The sequence below is a fragment of the Protofrankia sp. CiT1 genome, from assembly GCF_917627335.1.
Taxonomy (GTDB): Bacteria; Actinomycetota; Actinomycetes; order Frankiales; family Frankiaceae; genus Protofrankia.
Map to the genome: position 1 here is coordinate 1 of NZ_CAKJTP010000083.1, position 18,106 is coordinate 18,106.

Sequence of the window (18,106 nt, forward strand, 5' to 3'; positions counted from 1 at the left end):
GGTCGGGGTTCCAGGAGGCCACCGGGACCAGCAGCGGGACGGGTCCGCCAGCGCCTCGGCGGGCGAGCAGGTCCAGCACCAGGCGCAGGAGCAGCACGGTCTTGCCGGATCCGGGCTCCCCGAGGACGACCAGCCGGCCGGTCGGCACCCGGTTGAACACCGTGACCAGGTCGCTACCGGTGCCAGCGAGTTCGTGGGGACCTGCCCCCCGGCGGAGTACTGCGGGTCCACCCGGCGCCGGCCGCCGCCAGCCGCTGGAGAAAGGCCCACGGCTGGACCAGCGACGCATCGGCCGGCTGCCAGGACACTGTCAGGGGAGGCCGGGTGAGATCCCGGCGGTTGGCCTCCGCGGACCACTGGGCTGTCAGCTGATCGGCAAGCCGATCGGCGACCGGAGCCATGTCGATGTCGCCGGCCTGGTTGTCCCCGCGATCGGCGCGGTAGCTCGCCCATGCCAGTGTCAGCGCTGCTACAGCCAGCGCACCAGCCCATTTGTCGCCGCTGGCCAGGGCTACAGCGCCCGCTCCGAGCGTCCCCACGATCAGGATCAGCCAGGACGGGATCCGTCCTTTCCCTGTGGTACTACCCATAGTGGGCAATCATCCACAGACACAGCTGAGGGGTGACCGTGGCCTCGCTCCGGCATCAGCTGTCGGTGCGGTCCGTCTATGACCATGATGACGATCATCGTGGATGTCGGTCACGAGGTGCAGAAGACCGCGTCAACAATTGATCAAGGATGGTGAGTCGGCCACGACCACGCCACCACGTGATCGCCATGGGGGAAGCCGGCTGGATCGTGGCCTTTCACGACGGAACGTGTGTCAAGGTCAGGTTCGCGTATCCGTCACCATCCGCACTCTGCCTGCCTTGGGATCTGCTTGCGCATACCCAGGAGACACGCGGTTACCTGAAGATTCTCTGGAGGTCTGACGGAGGTGGATACAACGCCGACGTCATCGGCGTTCAATCACGTCCACGCACGTGGGCAGGCCGACAGCGAGCGGCACCACCTGCTCATGTCCGAGACGGATACCAAACGGGCCCAGGGCTTGTGGTCGGCGGCGAAGGCGCTCGGGGCGTAGCCGGAATGACCACGAACGGTGCATGCCGCCGGTCGCGGCGGCGGCTCGGCATGTCGCTCGTCGTTGGGACTCCGGCTGCGGCATGGACTGTCGGCCCCGGTTCTTCCCGTGGATGTCGTGGTGCGGGGCGCGGCTCGCGCCGCGTCTTGATCCGTAGCCCTCGGCGGACCGTCCACCCACGTCTACCCCCGTTGCAGTACAACTGCAGTACGGCACCGCTCTCGGTGCCGGTGACGGAAGGTAAGCGGCGTCCCGGCCGAAATCCAGGTGGCTGCATGACATTCCGTCGGCCGGTGGTCTTGGGTACCCCCGCAGGGTGTGGATCCCGTCCTCTCCGGGCCGTCTAATGATCTAGATGTTGTATTGCGTGGTACCGTAGAGGACGGTCTTCAACACACCTGTCGAGATGGGTAACGGTAGTCCGTCTCGCCGGGAGTTGCAGGAAGATCCTCCCCCGTACCCGGGGGAGAAGGACACCGACGGAGGCCCAGGTGGACTACGAGGTGCCGGTCGCCCTGGTCGGTGTTGAGAGTGTCGATCTTTCTTCTGTTGCGCAGACAGCGCTCGACGAGGCATTGGCTGAGGCTGACGCCGGTCATACCGAGCTGTTCGAGAGCATTGAGGACTTCGACGCCGACTTGCGGGCTGCCGTCGTCGGCGACCTGATCGAGTATCCCCGCACGGCCTGACCGCTGGTTCTGCTCCGTGAGCAGGCCGGTACCGTGCCGGTTATGCCCACGTTCGAGCGGACCATGCGGTTCCTGGACATGTACCGTCAGTTGACTCCTGCTCAGCGCGAGCGGTTTCTGCGTGCACGAGACATGTTTCTTGCCGATCTTCGCCTGGGGGGTGGGTTCCGCAAGGGGCTGCGTGTCAAGGGTGTGCGGACCCGACCAGGGGTGTATGAAATGACATGGGCACCCGACGGTCGCGCCACGTTCGCCTACGGACCCTCCAAGAGAGCTGATGAGCCACACATCATCTGGCTGGAAGTCGGCACCCACGACATCTTTTAACGTCGTTGGCTGCAAGGGAGGAGCAGGGAGAAAGGCTAGCTCAACGGCGCGACGATCAAGCGACGGATTACGAGCTGCCGTGTACTTCGTCCGCTTATGTCCGCCGACGTCCGTCGGTGCAGGTCACGGGCACGCCCTCGTCCGTGGACATACGCCGACGTCCATGGTCGTCGGCAGGCTTGGCTGCCAACCAGGCTGCCGTCCGTCGTGGCTTGGTCTTCGGGGCGGACGGCGGTGGTTCGGGGGCCACAGCAAGCGGGTGCGAACCCTTGATCCCTAGCTAAATCTTGATCTTCCGTTGGCGTCGTGGACCTCCGCCGCGTCCGTCGACTCGTGTGGGGTCCGTCCACTGCTGCCTGTGGGCGTCCATGCGTTCGACTACCGGCTTGGCTGTCGCCCCGGCTGTCAGTCCGCCGCATCCGCTTCGGATCGCGATGCGCCATGTTTAGTTCGAGCTATAGTTGACTCATGTCGGCGACGCCGCCTCACCGGTGGACGATCAAGGCCACGTCTGAGGTGCGGGAGTGGCTGCGTTCGCTGCGCCGGCTGGATCCGGGCAACTATCGGTCAGTCAACGCGGCGATCGACATGCTCGCCGAGGGCGGGCCCGGGCTCGGGCGTCCGCTCGTCGACACTCTGCAAGGGTCGACGATCAGCAACCTCAAGGAGCTGCGGCCGCGGTCAGGCCGCGATGTCGCGATCCGAGTGATCTTTGTCTTCGATCCATGGTCGCAGGCCGTGCTGTTGGTCGCGGGGAACAAAGCTGGCGACTGGTCGCGGTGGTACAAGACGGCCATCCCCGCGGCAGAGGTCGCCTACGACGGGTGGCTGGCCTTCGAGAGAAAACGGCGGGAGGACTCATGAGCGAGTTCCACGACTGGGACGACATCCGCGCCGAACTGCATGACGGGGATGACGACGCGCTCGCCGCCGAGCGGGCGCGCACCGAGGCATGGGTCAGCGCCTTCCATCTTGCTGAGGAGCGGAAACGGCTGGGCCTGACGCAACGTCAGGTGGCCGACCTGATGGGCGTCTCACCGGGCCGGGTAAGCCAGATCGAGAACGGCGATCTTGATGTGAACGAGGTCGCGACGCTGAGCCGTTACGCCCGGGCGTTGGGGGCTCGGATGCGGATCATCTTCGACTACGGAAACGATCTCCGTCAGATCGCTTGATCCACTGCCGTGCGCGCCGAGGCCTTGACGTCAAGTACTGCAGTACGAACTGCGGTACTTGAGCCCGGGAAAGCCCAGAGCCCCGCGCCGTGTGATCGGCTGCGGGGCTCTGACCTGCCTCAACCAGCGTGCGCTCGGAGGGACTCGAACCCCCAGCCTCTTGATCCGTAGCCAAGCGCTACCGAGATGCGGGCCTTCAGGCCCGGAGGTGAAGGCCCGAGCGTGCTCTCAACCGGCTCGATGCCCTTCTCTCCATGTGGTATTTGCTTGATCGTGGCGTGTTTGTAGTCGACGTGCAGGCTCGGGGTGACGCCGTCGGTGATGACCCGGGTCCGGAGCCGGTCGGGTGTCGCCCGCGGCCCCGTGCGCATGAGGCGCCGGTCGAAGACCAGGCTGACCAGGTCGGGGCGGCCGATGCCGAGGGTGTCCCCTGGTGGACACGGTGACCGCCTCGCGTCTTCCGAACATGAAGGAGTTGCGACCGCCGTCGTCCGGACGGACCGAGATCAGGATCTTGTTCGTGTTCGACCCGTACCGGTCCGCGGTGCTGCTCGTGGCCGGGGACAAGTCCGGTCAGTGGAGCCGGTGGTACCGCACAGCGATCCCAGAGGCCGAACGCCTCTACGAGAACTATCTCGACGCACGCACGAGGGGGAGGCTGGAGCATGACTGAACCACGCCGGTGGCGGGACAGTGGGCACTGGGAACGGGCCGTGGAGACCGCGGGAGGGCCCGAAGCCTTCGATGCCGCTGTCCGGGCGATGCTCGACCAAGCGCGCGGCTGGCGGTTGGCCGAACTGCGCAAGCGCCGCGGGCTGACCCAGGCTGACGTTGCGTCCCGGATGGACGTGAGCACCGCCAGGATCTCCCAGATCGAGAACGGCGACGTCTCCACGCAGGACGCTCTACAGCGCTACATCGCGGCGCTCGGAGGAACCCTCAAGGTCATCGTCGACTTCGGCGACGAGCAATTGAAGATCGCCTGACCGTGCGGTGGGCCCCTGCGACAGGCCCACAAGGGGACCTGTACGCCGAAGACGGTGTCCTGAACGGCACCGCTCATGGATCCGGTGAGGAAGCCGCCCTCAGCGACCTGCTCTTCGCCGGGGACCGCCTCACCTGGTCCCAGTCCATCACCAAGCCCCTGCGCCTGAACCTCACCTTCGACATGGTCGTCAACGGCGACACCATGACGGGCAAGTCCAAGGCGGGCCGCCTGCCAACCTCCAAAGTCACCGGCCAGCGCCGCACCGCCTGATCTCAGGGGATCAGGACGGTCGTGCCGGCCAGCTGCCCAGTGGCGGCTTCGTCGTGGACCACCGTCCGCCCGATGGGTAGGTGGAGGGTTCCCCGCGCCACTGCCCGTCGTAGAGTGATCGCGTGACGGCAGGTCGCCTTGCGGCGGTGACGGTTGAGGGGTACACCTCAATCCGCTCGGCACGGGTCCGGCTGGGTGGGCTGAACGTCCTGATCGGCCCGAACGGGGCAGGTAAGAGCAACTTCGTCTCCGCGCTGGAGCTGCTGGGGCGGATCCTCGACGAGGACCTGCAGCTGTTCGTCGGGCTGCGCGGCGGCGCCGGGGCACTGCTGCACGGCGGTCCGCGAGGCGGAACGCCCGGGATCACAGTCCGGATAGAGGCGCCGCCACACGCCTACCTGGCACGTCTGGTCCCCAGCGCACGCGATGAGCTGGTCTTTGAAACGGAGGAAATCTCCGGGCTGGCAGAGACCGCAGTGCTGGGCCATGGGCACAGGGAGACACTGCTGCACCGGAGGACTGGCAGCCGGGCTGAACGGGCGACAGCGGGCCAGGTGACAGAGATCCTGGACGGCTGCCGAGTGCACCACTTTCACGACACCAGCCGAACCGCACCGGTGAAACGGTTCGCCAACCCGGCGGACAACCTCACCCTCGCCCCCGACGCGGGGAACCTCGCGGCCTATCTGCTACGCCTGGCAACCGAGGACACCGCAGCCTACCGGCGGATTGTGCGGGCCGTCGGGCAGGTTGCGCCCTTCTTCCGGGACTTTGTGCTGGTGGGGGAACATGCCGGTGTCCGGCTGCGCTGGCGGCAGGCCGGGATGGACGGGGTCCTCGGCCCTGAGTCGCTGTCCGACGGCACCCTGCGCTTCATCTGCCTGGCCACGCTGCTGCTGTGTCCCGACCCACAACCATTGATCATTCTAGATGAGCCGGAACTTGGCCTACACCCGTTCGCCTTGGTCCAGCTCGCTGGCATGCTGCGCTCCGCCAGCCAGACCAGCCAGATCGTCGTGGCCACCCAGTCCGTCCCCCTCGTCGACCATGTCGACCATGTCGACCTCATCATCGTCGACCGAACGGACGGCATCTCCACCTTCCACCGCCCCAACCCAGCCGATCTCGCGGCCTGGCTGGACGACTACTCGCTGGGCGAACTGTGGCAGAAGAACATCCTCGGCGGCCTGCCCACCCGGGAAGACGGCTGACCCTCGTGCGCTCGCTCTATCTTCTCGCCGAGGGTCAGGGCGAGTTCGTGGTCATCGACTCCGTTGGTGACTGCTGGTGTTGCCGACGGGTGGGACCCGTTATCATCGCGGGGTTTTCCATCCATCGGTCGAACGACGCATGACCACGCCGTTACGTTTTTACGACAGCTTTCGGTGTGTCGCGCGGCCGGGAGCACGGGGCTGTCCGTAGACTCGCGACTGCGCCCGGAAAAGTCCGTCAAAAGCCAAGAATCGTGGCGTACCCGGCCACCATCTCTGGGAGGAGTGCCCGCCACGGTGCCTCTCACCTCCAGTGGGCTCACTGCCTCGGCCTCGTGGCGACGCGGGCGTGGCCGTATGCTCATCGCGCTTGTGGTCGTCATCCTGTTACTGGCCGTGGCCGGTGTCGGGTACGTCGTGAAGACCCGCGCCGACGCGCGCGCCGCGGACCACGCGGCGGCCGGCGCCGCCCAGGCATACCTCGCCAGCTGGCAGAACCTCGGTTCGCTCGGCGACCCGGGTGGGGACACGGCCGTGACCACCGCCGCGCAGGATCAGGGCCGAGCCGGCGTGACCGCTGCCAGCGTGCCAGCCACCATCACCGTGGACCAGCTCGTGGCAACGATGGTCGACGTCCGCACCAGGCTGAACGTCGCGGGAGCCCGCTTCGCAGCCGGCCCGTTGCATCGCCAGGACGCGACGGCGACGGTCGGTTACTCGGCGACCCTCGTCCTCACGGGCTTCGGTGAGCCGTACACCTACGATGGCGTGCTGCATCTGGTGCGCCGCGGCAAGGCCTGGAAGGTGCAGGCCCGTCCCGACTCGGTCAACCCGGCGCTGGCGCCCGGCCTCCGGCTGGACCGTACCCCCTCCACGGGCAAGCGGGGCCAGCTGCTCGACGCGAACGGGCAGCCGCTCGGGGCTGACGCGGAGCTTGCCGGCAACTTGATCGGTCAGGTCTCCCCGCTGTCGGGGCTGCAACGGGTGTATGACCCCGACCTCGCCCCCCACGGCGGCACGGTGGTCGTCCGCAACGATCGGAACGAGACGGTCAGCACCCTGCGGGCGTATCCGATGGCGGATGGCAAGGATGTCCGGACCACGCTCGACCTGAAGGTGCAGCGCGCCGGTGAGGCCGCGGTGGCAACAGCCATCAAGCCCAACGGGGCACTGGTCGCTATCGACACCCGGACCGGCGGGGTCCTGGCCCTGGTGAACCATCCGCTCAACGGCTACGGCCGGGCCGTGATCGGCAGGTACCCGCCGGGCTCCACCTTCAAGATTGTCACCGCGACCGCGGCGCTGATGGCCGGTAAGGACGCGAACACCTCGTTGGACTGCACGCAGACGGTGGCAGTCGGTGGGCGTACGTTCCAGAACGCCGAGGCCGAACAGTTCGGCCCGATTCCGCTGCGGGCGGCGTTCGCCCGTAGCTGCAACACCGCGTTCATCCGTCTCGAGCAGTCGCTGCCGGACTCCGCGCTGGAACAGGCCGCGAAGCTGTATGGCTTCGACGGCACCCAGCCGCTGCCGATCGCGAGTGTCGGTGGCTCGTTCCCGCCGCCCAAGGACGCGGTCGAGTCGGCGTCCGCCGCGATCGGGCAGGGCAAGGTGTCCGCGAGCCCACTGCAGATGGCGAGCGTGGCGGCGGCCGTGGCCAGCGGGACTTGGCGCCAGCCTTTCATAGCCGGCAGTGCGCCCAGGAGCAATGCGTTGCCCCCGGCGGTGGTCGCGCCGTTGCAGGATTTCATGCGCGCGGTGGTCACCGAGGGCACGGCGAACGCGGTTGCCTTTCCTGGTGAGGTGCATGGCAAGACCGGCACGGCCGAGTACAAGGACGGCAACCCGCCGCCGACCCACGGCTGGTTTGTCGGCTACCGCGGCACTGTCGCGTTTGCGGTCATCGTTGAGGACGGGGGCTTCGGCGCGCAGTCGGCGGCCCCGGTGGCGGCCCGTTTCCTGGCGGGCCTGGGCACCCCCTGAGCATCGCCGCCCCCTGACCGTCGCCGGTGGTTGTCCGGGACGTGGTGTTTCGTTGTGGTTGCGCGGAGAACCTTGACGGGGGCGCGAATGTCGGGGAAGGTGGTCGCATGCTTTCCGGAATCCTCGTACGTGAAGAGCGTGCGTAGCCGATCAGAGACCTTGGTCGAGTACAGACTGCGTGCGCCGCCCCTCAGTGCCTTCTGGCACGGGGGGTTTTTTTATGTCCGGCACGACCCACCCGTCACTCCCGTGGAACGTCAAGGAAGACGATCAGATGAGCAGAGAGATCACCGGAGCGCAGTCGCTCGTGCTTTCGCTGGAGGAGGCCGGAGCCGACGTGGTCTTCGGCATTCCCGGCGGCGCGATCCTGCCGTTGTATGACCCGTTGTACGACGCTGAGCGTCTCCGCCACATCCTGGTTCGCCACGAGCAGGGGGCGGGGCACGCCGCCGAGGGTTACGCGCAGGCGACCGGCCGGGTGGGCGTGTGCGTCGCGACCTCCGGGCCGGGCGCGACGAACCTGGTCACGCCGATCGCGGACGCCTACATGGACTCGGTGCCCATGGTGGCGATCACCGGCCAGGTGCCGAGCGCGGCGATCGGGACGGACGCCTTCCAGGAAGCCGACATCTGTGGCATCACGCTGCCGATCACGAAGCACAACTTCCTGGTGCACTCCGCGGACGACATCCCGCGCACGATCGCCGAGGCGTTCCACCTGGCTTCGACGGGACGTCCCGGGCCGGTCCTGGTCGACCTGCCCAAGGACATCCTGCAGTCGACGACGGCGGTACTGCCGGGCGACATCTGGCCTCCCACGCTGTGTCTGCCTGGCTACCGGCCGGTTACCCGACCGCACGCCAAGCAGATCCGGGAGGCGGCGAAGCTCATCAGCTCCGCCCGTCGCCCGGTCCTGTACGTCGGTGGCGGCGTGCTCAAGGCACGGGCCGCCGCCGAGCTGCGCGCATTCGCCGAGCTCACCGGCATCCCGGTGGTGACGACGCTGATGGCGCGTGGCGCCTTCCCCGACTCTCACCCCCAGCATCTCGGTATGCCCGGCATGCACGGGTCGGTCGCCGCGGTGACGGCGCTACAGAAGTCCGATCTGCTGATCGCCCTGGGCGCCCGGTTCGACGACCGGGTGACCGGGAGGCTTGCCTCCTTCGCGCCGAAGGCCGCGGTCATCCACGCCGACATCGATCCGGCTGAGATCGGGAAGAACCGGGCCGCGGACGTGCCGATCGTCGGGGACTGCCGGGAAGTGATCATTGATCTCACTGCCGCGCTGCGGGAGGAGCCGCGGGCGGACCTCGGTGGCTGGTGGCGACAGCTCGACGGCTGGCGCCGGACCTACCCGTTGGGCTACGACCGGCCGGCGGACGGCTCGATCGCGCCGCAGCACGCCATCGAACGGATCGGCGCGATCGCCGGGCCGGACGCGCTGTATGTCGCCGGGGTCGGCCAGCACCAGATGTGGGCGGCGCAGTTCATCTCCTACGAACATCCCTACACCTGGCTGAACTCCGGTGGCCTGGGCACCATGGGCTATGCCGTGCCCGCCGCGATGGGCGCCAAGGCCGGCCGGCCCGACGCGACCGTGTGGGCGATCGACGGCGACGGCTGTTTCCAGATGACCAACCAGGAGCTGGCGACCTGTGCCCTGGAAGGCATCCCGATCAAGGTTGCCATCATCAACAACGGTTCGCTGGGCATGGTCCGGCAGTGGCAGACCCTCTTCTACGACCAGCGTTACTCCAACACCGAGCTCGGTACCCACGCGGGCGGCGCCAGGAATCATCCACGCCGGGTGCCGGACTTCGTCCGGCTCGCCGAGGCGCTCGGCTGTGTGGGCCTGCGCTGTGAGTCGCCGGACGAGGTCGACGCCACCATCGAGAAGGCCATGGCGATTGACGACGCACCGGTTGTGGTGGATTTCATCGTCCACCCCGACGCGATGGTGTGGCCGATGGTCGCCGCCGGCGCGAGCAACGACGAGATCAGGGTCGCCCGCGACATCGCCCCCGACTTCGACTACGAAGAGGTCTGACACGGTGACCACACACACGCTGTCGGTGTTGGTCGAGAACAAACCCGGTGTCCTCGCGCGTGTCGCGGGACTGTTCTCCCGGCGTGGTTTCAACATCGAGTCGCTCGCGGTCGGACCGACCGAGCACGATGACATCTCCCGCATGACGATTGTCGTGGCGGTCGATGAGCTACCGCTGGAACAGGTGACGAAACAGCTCAACAAACTGGTCAACGTCATAAAGATCGTCGAGATGGACCCGGCCGCGTCGGTCCGGCGGGAGCTGATTCTGCTCAAAGTTCGGGCTGACCTGTCGGTTCGTTCGCAGGTCCTGGAAATCGTCGCGCTCTTTCGCGCGAAGGTGGTCGACGTCGTACCCGACGCGGTCACCGTGGAGGCCACCGGGACTCGCGACAAGCTCGACGCCCTCATCCGGATGCTGGAGCCGTTCGGTATCAGGGAACTGGTCCAGTCCGGCATGGTCGCGCTTGGGCGCGGTTCTCGATCGATCACCGATCGTAGTCTGCGGGCTGTCGAGCGGACGGCCTGACCCTCGTTTCGACGTCCCTGCGGCCCGGCGTCCGTCGGTGCCGTGTTCAATCCCCCCAAGGAGAGATTCGATCATAATGGCCGAGATCTACTATGACGCCGACGCGTCGCTTGACAACATCAGCAACCGCAGGGTCGCCATCATCGGTTACGGCAGCCAGGGCCACGCGCACGCACTCAACCTGCGGGACAGCGGTGTTGACGTCCGGGTCGGCCTGCCTGAGCACAGCCGCAGCCGGGCGAAGGCCACCGACCAGGGGCTGCGGGTGCTCACGCCGGCCGAGGCGTCCGCCGAAGCAGATGTGATCATGCTGCTCGCGCCGGACACGGCCCACCGCAAGATCTATGCGGAGTCCATCGCGCCGAACCTCGCGCCGGGCAAGGCCCTCGCGTTCGGGCATGGTTTCAACATCCGCTACGGTCTGATCGAAGTGCCGGCCGGGGTGGACGTGTTCATGGTCGCCCCGAAGGGCCCCGGCCACCTCGTCCGGCGGACCTTCACCGAGGGGAAGGGCGTTCCCGTGCTCGTCGCGGTGGAGGCCGACGCCTCGGGCGGCGCGCTGCCGCTGGCGCTCGCGTACGCCAAGGCGATCGGCGGTACCCGCGCGGGCGCGCTCCGCACGACTTTCACCGAGGAGACCGAGACGGACCTCTTCGGCGAGCAGGCGGTCCTGTGCGGGGGCGCGAGCGCGCTGGTGCAGGCTGGTTTTGAAACGCTGGTCGAGGCCGGGTACCAGCCTGAGGTGGCCTACTTCGAATGCCTGCACGAGCTCAAGCTGATTGTCGACCTCATGTATGAGGGCGGTATCAGCCAGATGCGCTACTCGATTTCCGATACCGCCGAGTACGGTGACGTCACCCGCGGCCCACGGGTGGTGACACCAGCGGTAAGGGAAGAAATGCGCCGCATTCTCACCGAGATCCGGGATGGGTCGTTCGCTCGCGAGTGGATCGCCGAGGACGACGCCGGCCGCCCGAATTTCACCAAGCTCGTGGAGGAGGGGAAGAACCACCCGATCGAGCGGGTCGGGGCCCAGCTGCGGCCACTGATGTCCTGGATCTCCAAGCCGGCTGGCTGACGACCGCTTTCGAGTGGGCGGGCCGCACCCGTGGGGCCTGTCCACTCGGTACGCTTGGCCGCGCTCGCTGGTATCCGCGTCCACCGGCACGCGGGCCCGCGAGGATCTGTCCGTGCCGTCCTCTCGTGTCTTTTTCCACAAGGCCGTCTTCCCAAGGAGCCCTACCGTGCCCGTCGTCCTGGTTGCCGAGGAACTCTCACCAGCCGGGCTGGAGCTGCTGTCCGGCGAGTTCGAGGTCCGTCACGTCGACGGGGCCGACCGGGCCGCGCTGCTGGGCGCGGTCGCGGACATCGACGCTCTGATCGTGCGCAGCGCGACCCGGGTGGACGCGGAGGTGCTTGCGGCGGCCGGGTCGCTCAAGGTCGTGGCCCGTGCCGGGATCGGGCTGGACAACGTCGACGTCGCAGCCGCGACGACCCGCGGTGTCATGGTTGTCAACGCTCCGCTGTCGAACATCCTCAGCGCCGCCGAGCATGCTGTCGCGCTGCTGGTGGCGGTGGCCCGCCGGATTCCCGCGGCCAACGCGGCGCTGCGCGCCGGTGAGTGGAAACGGTCGAAGTACGTCGGGGTCGAGCTCGCGGACAAGACCGCGGGTGTCGTCGGGCTCGGGCGTATCGGCGTGCTGGTCGCGCAGCGGCTGTCGGCGTTCGGTATGCGGATGGTCGCCTACGACCCGTACGTCTCGGTGGCCCGCGCCGCCCAGATGGGTGTCCGCCTGGTCGAGCTCGACGAGCTGCTGGCCATCAGCGACGTCATCACGATCCACCTGCCGAAGACCCCGGAGACACTCGGCCTCATCGGCAAGGACGAGCTTGAGCGCGTCAAGCCGGGTGTGATCATCGTTAACGACGCCCGGGGCGGGCTCATCAACGAGTCGGCGCTGGCTGACGCCATCCGGGACGGCCGGGTCGGCGGTGCCGGTATCGACGTGTTCGCCACCGAGCCGACCACCTCCTCGCCACTGTTCGAGCTCGACAATGTCGTGGTCACCCCGCATCTGGGGGCCTCCACCCAGGAGGCGCAGGACAAGGCGGGTCTTGCCGTCGCCCGGTCGGTACGCCTGGCGCTGCGCGGTGAGTTCGTGCCGGACGCGGTGAACGTGCAGGCGGGTGGAGTCGTGGCCGAGGAGGTGCGGCCTGGGCTCCCGCTCGCGGAGAAGCTCGGCCAGCTGTTCACGGGGATCGCCGGAGGGCTCGCCGCCGGGATCACCGTTGAGGTCCGCGGCGAGATTGCCGCCCATGACGTGTCCGTGTTGCAGCTCGCCGCTCTCAAGGGAGTGTTCACCGACATCATCGAGAAGCAGGTCACCTACGTCAACGCGCCGCTGCTCGCCGCGGAGCGGGGGGTCGACGTCCAGCTTGAGACGTCGGAGGAAAGCCCCGACTACCGCAATCTCGTCACGGTGCGCGGGGTGCTGGCGGACGGTACGACCGTGTCGGTCAGTGGCACGCTCACCGGTCCCCGTCAGGTCGAGAAGGTCACCGCGATCGACGACTTCGAGGTGGATCTCCGCCCCCAGGCGCACCTGGCGTTCTTTCGTTACGCCGACCGGCCGGGTGTCGTCGGAGCGGTTGGCGCGCTGCTGGGCGAAGCCCAGATCAACATTGCGAGTGCGCAGGTCAGCAGGCGCAAGGCCGGCGGTGAGGCGCTGATGTCGCTCTCGCTCGACGACGCGGTGCCCCAGGACATCCTGACCGAGATCGCGAAGATCATCGGAGCGTCCGCGGCACGTGCGGTCAGCCTCAGCGACGAGTAGGAGACGGCTGGTTAGAGCGCCCGGCAATAGGGGACGCGGCGTCGCGGGGCTGGGGCACGCACCTCGCCGCGTTGTCGTCAGTCGCCACCCAACGCCAGGGTGGCTCCCTCCGCCGCCTCGCGATGCACGCACCCCAGCCCCGCTCCTTGATCCACACCCCTATTGCCGGGCGCTCTTATTGTTCTGTCGCACTCGTCCGAAAGCTATCGGGTATACGTCCGATCGCGTGTCGGAATCCGCGGCCGTGACCTGCTCCCCGGTTCGCTTGCCGTGGTGTGGGAACCGGCGTCCCGGGTTTACCGTGAATGCCATGGCTCGGGACGGTTGTCAGGACCCCTTCGAGGGGCTGTGCCTCGACGACAGCTTTGTGCGCGGGGCGCGCTTCGTCGAGCCTTCTGCCGACGAACGCGCCGTGACGCATGGTGAGGTGCGATCAGCTCACTGCCGGGTGCAGCCCGCCCACCGCGGTGTCCCGAGCGCCTTCCAGCGCTGGGCGTGGGCGCCGGCTTCCCCGCGTGGCCGCCGGGCCACCCGGTTCGTGGCGCTGGTGACGGTGTTGGCCGGGGTAGCTGGCCTTGGGCTGTTCCTGCTCCGCCACGGTGTCCCGCGCATGGCCGCGGTCTCGGCGCCGGCGCCGTCCGCGGGTATCCCGGCCCGGGTGTATGACCGCGCCGGCAGCGGCTCGCCCGGCGTGGCTCCGGCGAGCCCGGCCGTGAATGTGGCGAGCCCGCCGCCCGGTGGTGATCAGCGGTTCGCGGTTGACGCGGCCCTGTTGGCGGGCCTGCGGGAGGGTGACTGCCTGACATGGACCCCCGATCCGGCTCGTACGGTCCTGCCGATCCGGGTGCCATGCGAGCAGCCGCATGTTGATCAGGTTACCCGGGTGCTCGACCTTGCCGGCCCGTTCCCAGCCTGGCCCGTCTGGCCGGGTCCGCACGAGCTGGCGAGCGCGACCCGGATGAACTGCCCGGACGTCGCGCGGAGCTTTGCCGGCAGCACCGAAACGGTTCCGGACGTGCGGACCGCGTCCATGTATCCGGAGGAGCCGGAATGGCTGGCCGGCGCCCATGGTCTCGTCTGTACGGTCCGCACGGGCGATCTGCGGCCGCGGGTGGGGCCGGTGCGGGCCGTGGGTGTGGCCACCTGAAGCGTTCCCGGACCGGCCTGTGACGCACCCGCCGTCCTATGGTTCCGCTTCGGATATCAGCGTCGAGGGAGTAGGCTCAGCCGGCAATGCGCGCGCTCCTGCTTCTTAGAGCGCCCGGCAATAGGGGAGTGGATCAAAGAGCGGGGCTGAGGTGCGTGCATCGCGAGGCGGCGGAGAGAGTCACCGGAGATGTTGGGTGGCGACTGACGAGCCGGGGTACCCGTGCCCCGCGCGGCGATGGACGGGGAGCGATGACGCGAGGTGCGTGCCCTGGCCCCGCGATGCCGCGTCCCCTATTGCCGGAGCCTCTTAGCTGCCGCGGCGGGGCCTGAGACAGGTCGGCTTCCTCGCCGCGGAGTTCGGTGCGCGCCGGCCGCCGCAGGCTTTTCCGCTGGAAGCTTGGAGCAGCAGAGCAGTGACTACCTCGCAGCAGCCCTCGGGCATGCCTATCGACAAGTACCGGCCGTTTACTCCGGTGGACCTGCCGGACCGGACCTGGCCGGGCCGCACGATCACGCGGGCACCCCGGTGGTGCAGTGTGGACCTGCGTGACGGCAACCAGGCACTGATCGACCCGATGACGCCCGCACGCAAGATGCGGATGTTCGATCTGCTTGTCCGGATGGGTTACAAGGAGATCGAGGTCGGCTTCCCCGCCGCGAGCCAGACGGACTTCGATTTCATCCGTCAGCTCATCGAGGGCGGTCATATTCCCGCTGACGTCACCGTGCAGGTACTGACCCAGGCCCGGGAGGAGCTGATCGAACGCACGATCACCTCACTGATCGGGGCGCCTCGGGTCCTGGTGCATCTGTACAACTCGACGTCGACGCTGCAACGCCGAGTCGTGTTCGGGCTCGATCGCGAGGGCGTCAGCGACATCGCCGTCCAGGGCGCGCAGTGGTGCGCCCGCTATGCGGACAAGCTCCTGAGCGGAAGCGATGTCCGGTGGCAGTACAGCCCGGAGTCGTTCACCGGAACGGAGCTGGAATACGCCCTCGAGGTGTGTGAGGCGGTCATGGACGTCTGGCAGCCGACGCCGGACCGGCCGGTGGTGCTGAACCTGCCCGCGACCGTCGAAATGGCCACACCCAACGTCTACGCGGACCAGATCGAGTGGATGTCACGCAACCTGACTCGGCGGGACAGCGTCGTGCTGTCCCTGCATCCGCACAATGACCGTGGCTGCGCGGTCGCGGCCGCCGAGCTCGGGGTCATGGCCGGGGCCGACCGGATCGAGGGGTGCCTGTTCGGGAACGGCGAACGCACCGGCAATGTCTGTCTGGTGACCCTCGGGCTGAACCTGTTCTCCCAGGGCGTCGACCCCGAAATCAACTTCAGCGACATCGACGAGATCCGCCGCGGCGTCGAGTACTGCAACCAGCTTCCGGTGCATCCCCGCCACCCCTATGGCGGCGATCTTGTCTACACCGCGTTCTCCGGTTCGCATCAGGACGCCATCAAAAAGGGTTTCGAGGCGATGGAGCGGACCGGGCAGCGGCGCTGGGAAGTGCCCTACCTGCCCATCGACCCGATGGACGTAGGCCGGTCATATGAGGCTGTCATCCGCGTGAACAGCCAGTCGGGTAAGGGCGGCGTCGCCTACCTGCTGAAGTCGGAGCACTCGCTGGACCTGCCGCGCCGGCTGCAGATCGAGTTCTCCCGCGTCGTGCAGCGCCACACCGACGGTGCCGGCGGCGAGGTGACCGGTACGCAGCTGTGGGAGATCTTCTCGCGTGAGTACTTCCTCGCCGGTGACGACGCGGACGCCCCGCTGGAGCTGCTGGGTTCCCGCACCACGGCGGCACATGGCGAACGCGACGAGGTCAATGTCTCGGTGCGCATCCACGGCGGCGACGAGGTCATCAGCGGTACTGGTAACGGTCCGATCGACGCGTTCGTGACCGCTCTCGCCGAACGGGACATCGATGTCCGGGTGCTCGACTATCACGAGCACGCTCTCGGCTCCGGCGCCGACGCCCGTGCTGCCGCCTATCTGGAGGTGGCTGTGGGGGGCCGGGTGTGCTGGGGCGTCGGCATCGACCCGAACATCGTCACAGCCTCGCTGCGGGCGGTGGTGAGCGCGGTCAACCGGGCCGCGCGGGACAAGGGCATCGTCGACCAGCCGTGACGACGGGCCGCTGGACGCGATGTCACCGGACCTCCACGGGGAGGCTGACGGAGATCTCGAGGGGGAGGCTGGCTGGCTTGGCCGGGGCAGCCGGGGCAGCCGGGGCAGCCGGGGCAGCCGGGGCAGGGTAGCTGACCGGGCAGCGGGAGCCCGGCTGCCCGGGAACCCGGCCCGCCGCCCGCGCGGACGGCGGCGGGCCGGCCATCTCCGCGAGGCGGAGCAGCATGCGCTCGACCCGGACCAGGCCGACGGGGTGCCCCATCTCGGTGACCACCACAACCGGATCGAAGCGCTGGGACGGCGTACGGCTCATCGCGCGGCGCGCCACCTCGACGACATGTTCATCGGGCCGGGCGCACATGCCGGCCAGACCACCGCGGGTGATATCGCCGCTGGCGGTGCCGTGGCCGGCGCCGATGGCACCGCTCCGGGGCCGGGGCACCATGCCGGGCCGGCGGGTGGCTGCCGCTGGGGCGTCGCGGCGGGGGCGGGCGTCCCCACCGGGGGCCCGTAGCTGTTCGAGCAGGCTGCTCATGCCGTCGCCGCGCGCTGTCCGCTGGGCGAGCAGCCGGATGCGCCGAGAGATCGTCGGGTCCAGGCGCTGCCAGCTGGCCGCTGGGCGGCCCAGGTGCCAGCCTTGCCCGAACGGGATGCCCAGGGCCACGAGCATGGCCAGTTCCTCGTCGCGCTCGACCCCCTCCGCGATCACCCATGCGCCGAGCCGGTTGGCGAAGACGTTGACCAGTTCGGCCAAGGTTCGTCTGACCTGGTCGACGTTTGCGCGGGCGACGAGGTCCCGGTCGAGTTTGACCAGCTCGGGGCGGATCAGCGCGAGCTGGCGAAGTCCCGCGTAGCCGGAGCCGACGTCGTCCAGCGCGATGACGCCGCCGCGGTCGCGCAGCGCCTGGGTGGTGACGACGATCTCAGGGGCACGCTCGGCGGTGCTGACCGCCTCGTTGAGCTCCATGACCAACCCGTTCAGGTCGGCGTCGAGCCAGACCGCGGCGACCTCCGGAGCGGTCAGCAGGTGCGGCATGACGTTGACGGTGAGAAAACAGTTGGGCGGGAGCCGGTCGCGCGCCGCGAGCGCCTCCCGCAGGACCCTGGCTTCGAACCGCGCGGCGACCCCGGCGCGATCAGCGGCGGCGAACCACAGGTCGGGCGATGGCGCCGCGCTCGCCCCGAAGCGCGCAAGCGCTTCATAACCGGCAATCACACCGCGGCGGAGGTCGACGATCGGCTGGAAGACGACCCGCGGCTGACCGGGATCGGCCAGCGCCCGGTGCAGCGCCACGGACCATCCACCCGTGCCGTCGGTCGCCTTCTCGTGGCCGGGGGGGCTCGTGGCCGGGATTTTTTCAAGAATCATGCGCCGTTCACCCCTTTACGCCGTCGCGTGTGTGTCCACGCCGCGTGCCACCGCGGGCTGTTACGTGCTGTTGCCTGCCACCGCGTGCTGTTACGTGCTGTTATGTGCCGTTGCCTGCCGCCGCGTGCCGTCCGCGTCCGCCGGTATGAGGTTCCTATCATTTTCATTCCATCGTCGCTTACTCCACGTACTGATTCATGACTGGTTGTGACATATGATCGATGGACTTTACGTGAGGGGCATGGTCGTCTTCGACGTGTCATCCTGCGTGTCGTAAGAGCGCCCGGCAATAGGGGTGTGGATCAAGGAGCGGGGCTGGGG

Annotated in this window: 17 protein-coding genes, 1 tRNA gene and 1 pseudogene; 16 read left to right on the top strand and 3 right to left on the bottom strand. The window is 68.2% G+C overall.

Annotated features, from left to right (window positions below):
• Nucleotides 1-173 precede the first annotated feature (173 nt).
• Entirely contained in the window at nucleotides 174-590 is a 417-nt protein-coding gene (locus MJ785_RS14095; RefSeq protein WP_239381271.1) for a hypothetical protein, read from the bottom strand.
• Nucleotides 591-938: 348 nt separating this feature from the next.
• Between MJ785_RS14095 and MJ785_RS14100 the strand changes: the two genes are divergently transcribed.
• The 5 genes from MJ785_RS14100 to MJ785_RS14120 all read left to right on the top strand — a co-directional run bounded on the left by MJ785_RS14100 (nucleotide 939) and on the right by MJ785_RS14120 (nucleotide 3,276).
• Complete coding sequence (locus tag MJ785_RS14100; protein WP_239347807.1) at nucleotides 939-1,085, top strand: hypothetical protein; 147 nt, start codon at nucleotides 939-941, stop codon at nucleotides 1,083-1,085.
• 491 nt (nucleotides 1,086-1,576) lie between these two features.
• The gene (locus MJ785_RS14105; RefSeq protein WP_239335625.1) at nucleotides 1,577-1,774 is read left to right on the top strand and encodes a hypothetical protein; all 198 of its coding nucleotides are present in this window, start codon (nucleotides 1,577-1,579) and stop codon (nucleotides 1,772-1,774) included.
• A 42-nt stretch (nucleotides 1,775-1,816) separates the two neighbouring features.
• On the top strand, nucleotides 1,817-2,101 hold the full coding sequence (locus tag MJ785_RS14110; protein WP_239347805.1) for a hypothetical protein: 285 nt from the start codon (nucleotides 1,817-1,819) through the stop codon (nucleotides 2,099-2,101).
• A 468-nt stretch (nucleotides 2,102-2,569) separates the two neighbouring features.
• Nucleotides 2,570-2,965, top strand: a complete 396-nt coding sequence (locus MJ785_RS14115) for a type II toxin-antitoxin system RelE/ParE family toxin (RefSeq protein WP_131746932.1) — start codon at nucleotides 2,570-2,572, stop codon at nucleotides 2,963-2,965.
• Entirely contained in the window at nucleotides 2,962-3,276 is a 315-nt protein-coding gene (locus tag MJ785_RS14120) for a transcriptional regulator (protein WP_131746931.1), read from the top strand. Before MJ785_RS14115 ends, MJ785_RS14120 begins: the two co-directional genes overlap by 4 nt.
• 132 nt (nucleotides 3,277-3,408) lie before the next feature.
• Here MJ785_RS14120 and MJ785_RS14125 read toward each other — a convergent pair.
• A tRNA-Arg gene (locus tag MJ785_RS14125) sits at nucleotides 3,409-3,471 on the bottom strand.
• 223 nt (nucleotides 3,472-3,694) lie between these two features.
• Between MJ785_RS14125 and MJ785_RS14130 the strand changes: the two are divergent.
• The 11 genes and pseudogenes from MJ785_RS14130 to leuA form a co-directional block, all read left to right on the top strand.
• A pseudogene (locus MJ785_RS14130) lies at nucleotides 3,695-3,949 on the top strand (type II toxin-antitoxin system RelE/ParE family toxin); the annotation flags it as partial.
• The gene (locus tag MJ785_RS14135; protein ID WP_239381273.1) at nucleotides 3,942-4,262 is read left to right on the top strand and encodes a helix-turn-helix transcriptional regulator; all 321 of its coding nucleotides are present in this window, start codon (nucleotides 3,942-3,944) and stop codon (nucleotides 4,260-4,262) included. The pseudogene MJ785_RS14130 and the gene MJ785_RS14135, both read left to right, overlap by 8 nt.
• A 2-nt stretch (nucleotides 4,263-4,264) precedes the next feature.
• Nucleotides 4,265-4,534, top strand: coding sequence for a hypothetical protein (locus MJ785_RS14140; RefSeq protein WP_239381275.1), 270 nt, complete (start codon nucleotides 4,265-4,267; stop codon nucleotides 4,532-4,534).
• 146 nt (nucleotides 4,535-4,680) lie between these two features.
• Complete coding sequence (locus tag MJ785_RS14145) at nucleotides 4,681-5,745, top strand: AAA family ATPase (protein ID WP_239381277.1); 1,065 nt, start codon at nucleotides 4,681-4,683, stop codon at nucleotides 5,743-5,745.
• Between the two features lie 297 nt (nucleotides 5,746-6,042).
• Nucleotides 6,043-7,728, top strand: coding sequence for a penicillin-binding transpeptidase domain-containing protein (locus MJ785_RS14150; RefSeq protein WP_239347787.1), 1,686 nt, complete (start codon nucleotides 6,043-6,045; stop codon nucleotides 7,726-7,728).
• Between the two features lie 220 nt (nucleotides 7,729-7,948).
• A complete protein-coding gene (locus MJ785_RS14155; protein ID WP_255720533.1) occupies nucleotides 7,949-9,775 on the top strand; it encodes an acetolactate synthase large subunit in 1,827 nt (608 codons plus the stop codon).
• A gap of 4 nt (nucleotides 9,776-9,779) precedes the next feature.
• Nucleotides 9,780-10,304 carry an acetolactate synthase small subunit gene (ilvN, locus tag MJ785_RS14160; protein WP_239310722.1) on the top strand — a complete coding sequence of 175 codons (525 nt, stop codon included), beginning with the start codon at nucleotides 9,780-9,782 and terminating at the stop codon, nucleotides 10,302-10,304.
• A gap of 76 nt (nucleotides 10,305-10,380) precedes the next feature.
• Nucleotides 10,381-11,382 carry a ketol-acid reductoisomerase gene (gene ilvC / locus MJ785_RS14165; protein WP_239310721.1) on the top strand — a complete coding sequence of 334 codons (1,002 nt, stop codon included), beginning with the start codon at nucleotides 10,381-10,383 and terminating at the stop codon, nucleotides 11,380-11,382.
• A gap of 166 nt (nucleotides 11,383-11,548) precedes the next feature.
• Entirely contained in the window at nucleotides 11,549-13,138 is a 1,590-nt protein-coding gene (serA, locus tag MJ785_RS14170; protein WP_239310720.1) for a phosphoglycerate dehydrogenase, read from the top strand.
• 310 nt (nucleotides 13,139-13,448) lie between these two features.
• Nucleotides 13,449-14,285 carry a septum formation family protein gene (locus tag MJ785_RS14175; RefSeq protein WP_239310719.1) on the top strand — a complete coding sequence of 279 codons (837 nt, stop codon included), beginning with the start codon at nucleotides 13,449-13,451 and terminating at the stop codon, nucleotides 14,283-14,285.
• A gap of 442 nt (nucleotides 14,286-14,727) precedes the next feature.
• On the top strand, nucleotides 14,728-16,416 hold the full coding sequence (leuA, locus tag MJ785_RS14180; protein WP_239310718.1) for a 2-isopropylmalate synthase: 1,689 nt from the start codon (nucleotides 14,728-14,730) through the stop codon (nucleotides 16,414-16,416).
• Between the two features lie 22 nt (nucleotides 16,417-16,438).
• Here leuA and MJ785_RS14185 read toward each other — a convergent pair whose 3' ends face one another.
• Complete coding sequence (locus MJ785_RS14185; protein ID WP_239381279.1) at nucleotides 16,439-17,785, bottom strand: EAL domain-containing protein; 1,347 nt, start codon at nucleotides 17,783-17,785, stop codon at nucleotides 16,439-16,441.
• Nucleotides 17,786-18,106 lie beyond the last annotated feature (321 nt).

Coding starts and splice junctions, on each gene's coding strand:
- MJ785_RS14175 (WP_239310719.1), top strand. CDS start 13,449: ATGGCTCGGGACGGTTGTCAGGACCCCTTCGAGGGGCTGTGCCTCGAC.
- MJ785_RS14110 (WP_239347805.1), top strand. CDS start 1,817: ATGCCCACGTTCGAGCGGACCATGCGGTTCCTGGACATGTACCGTCAG.
- MJ785_RS14135 (WP_239381273.1), top strand. CDS start 3,942: ATGACTGAACCACGCCGGTGGCGGGACAGTGGGCACTGGGAACGGGCC.
- MJ785_RS14155 (WP_255720533.1), top strand. CDS start 7,949: ATGTCCGGCACGACCCACCCGTCACTCCCGTGGAACGTCAAGGAAGAC.
- MJ785_RS14185 (WP_239381279.1), bottom strand. CDS start 17,785: ATGATTCTTGAAAAAATCCCGGCCACGAGCCCCCCCGGCCACGAGAAG.
- MJ785_RS14115 (WP_131746932.1), top strand. CDS start 2,570: ATGTCGGCGACGCCGCCTCACCGGTGGACGATCAAGGCCACGTCTGAG.
- ilvC (WP_239310721.1), top strand. CDS start 10,381: ATGGCCGAGATCTACTATGACGCCGACGCGTCGCTTGACAACATCAGC.
- MJ785_RS14120 (WP_131746931.1), top strand. CDS start 2,962: ATGAGCGAGTTCCACGACTGGGACGACATCCGCGCCGAACTGCATGAC.
- leuA (WP_239310718.1), top strand. CDS start 14,728: ATGCCTATCGACAAGTACCGGCCGTTTACTCCGGTGGACCTGCCGGAC.
- MJ785_RS14095 (WP_239381271.1), bottom strand. CDS start 590: ATGGGTAGTACCACAGGGAAAGGACGGATCCCGTCCTGGCTGATCCTG.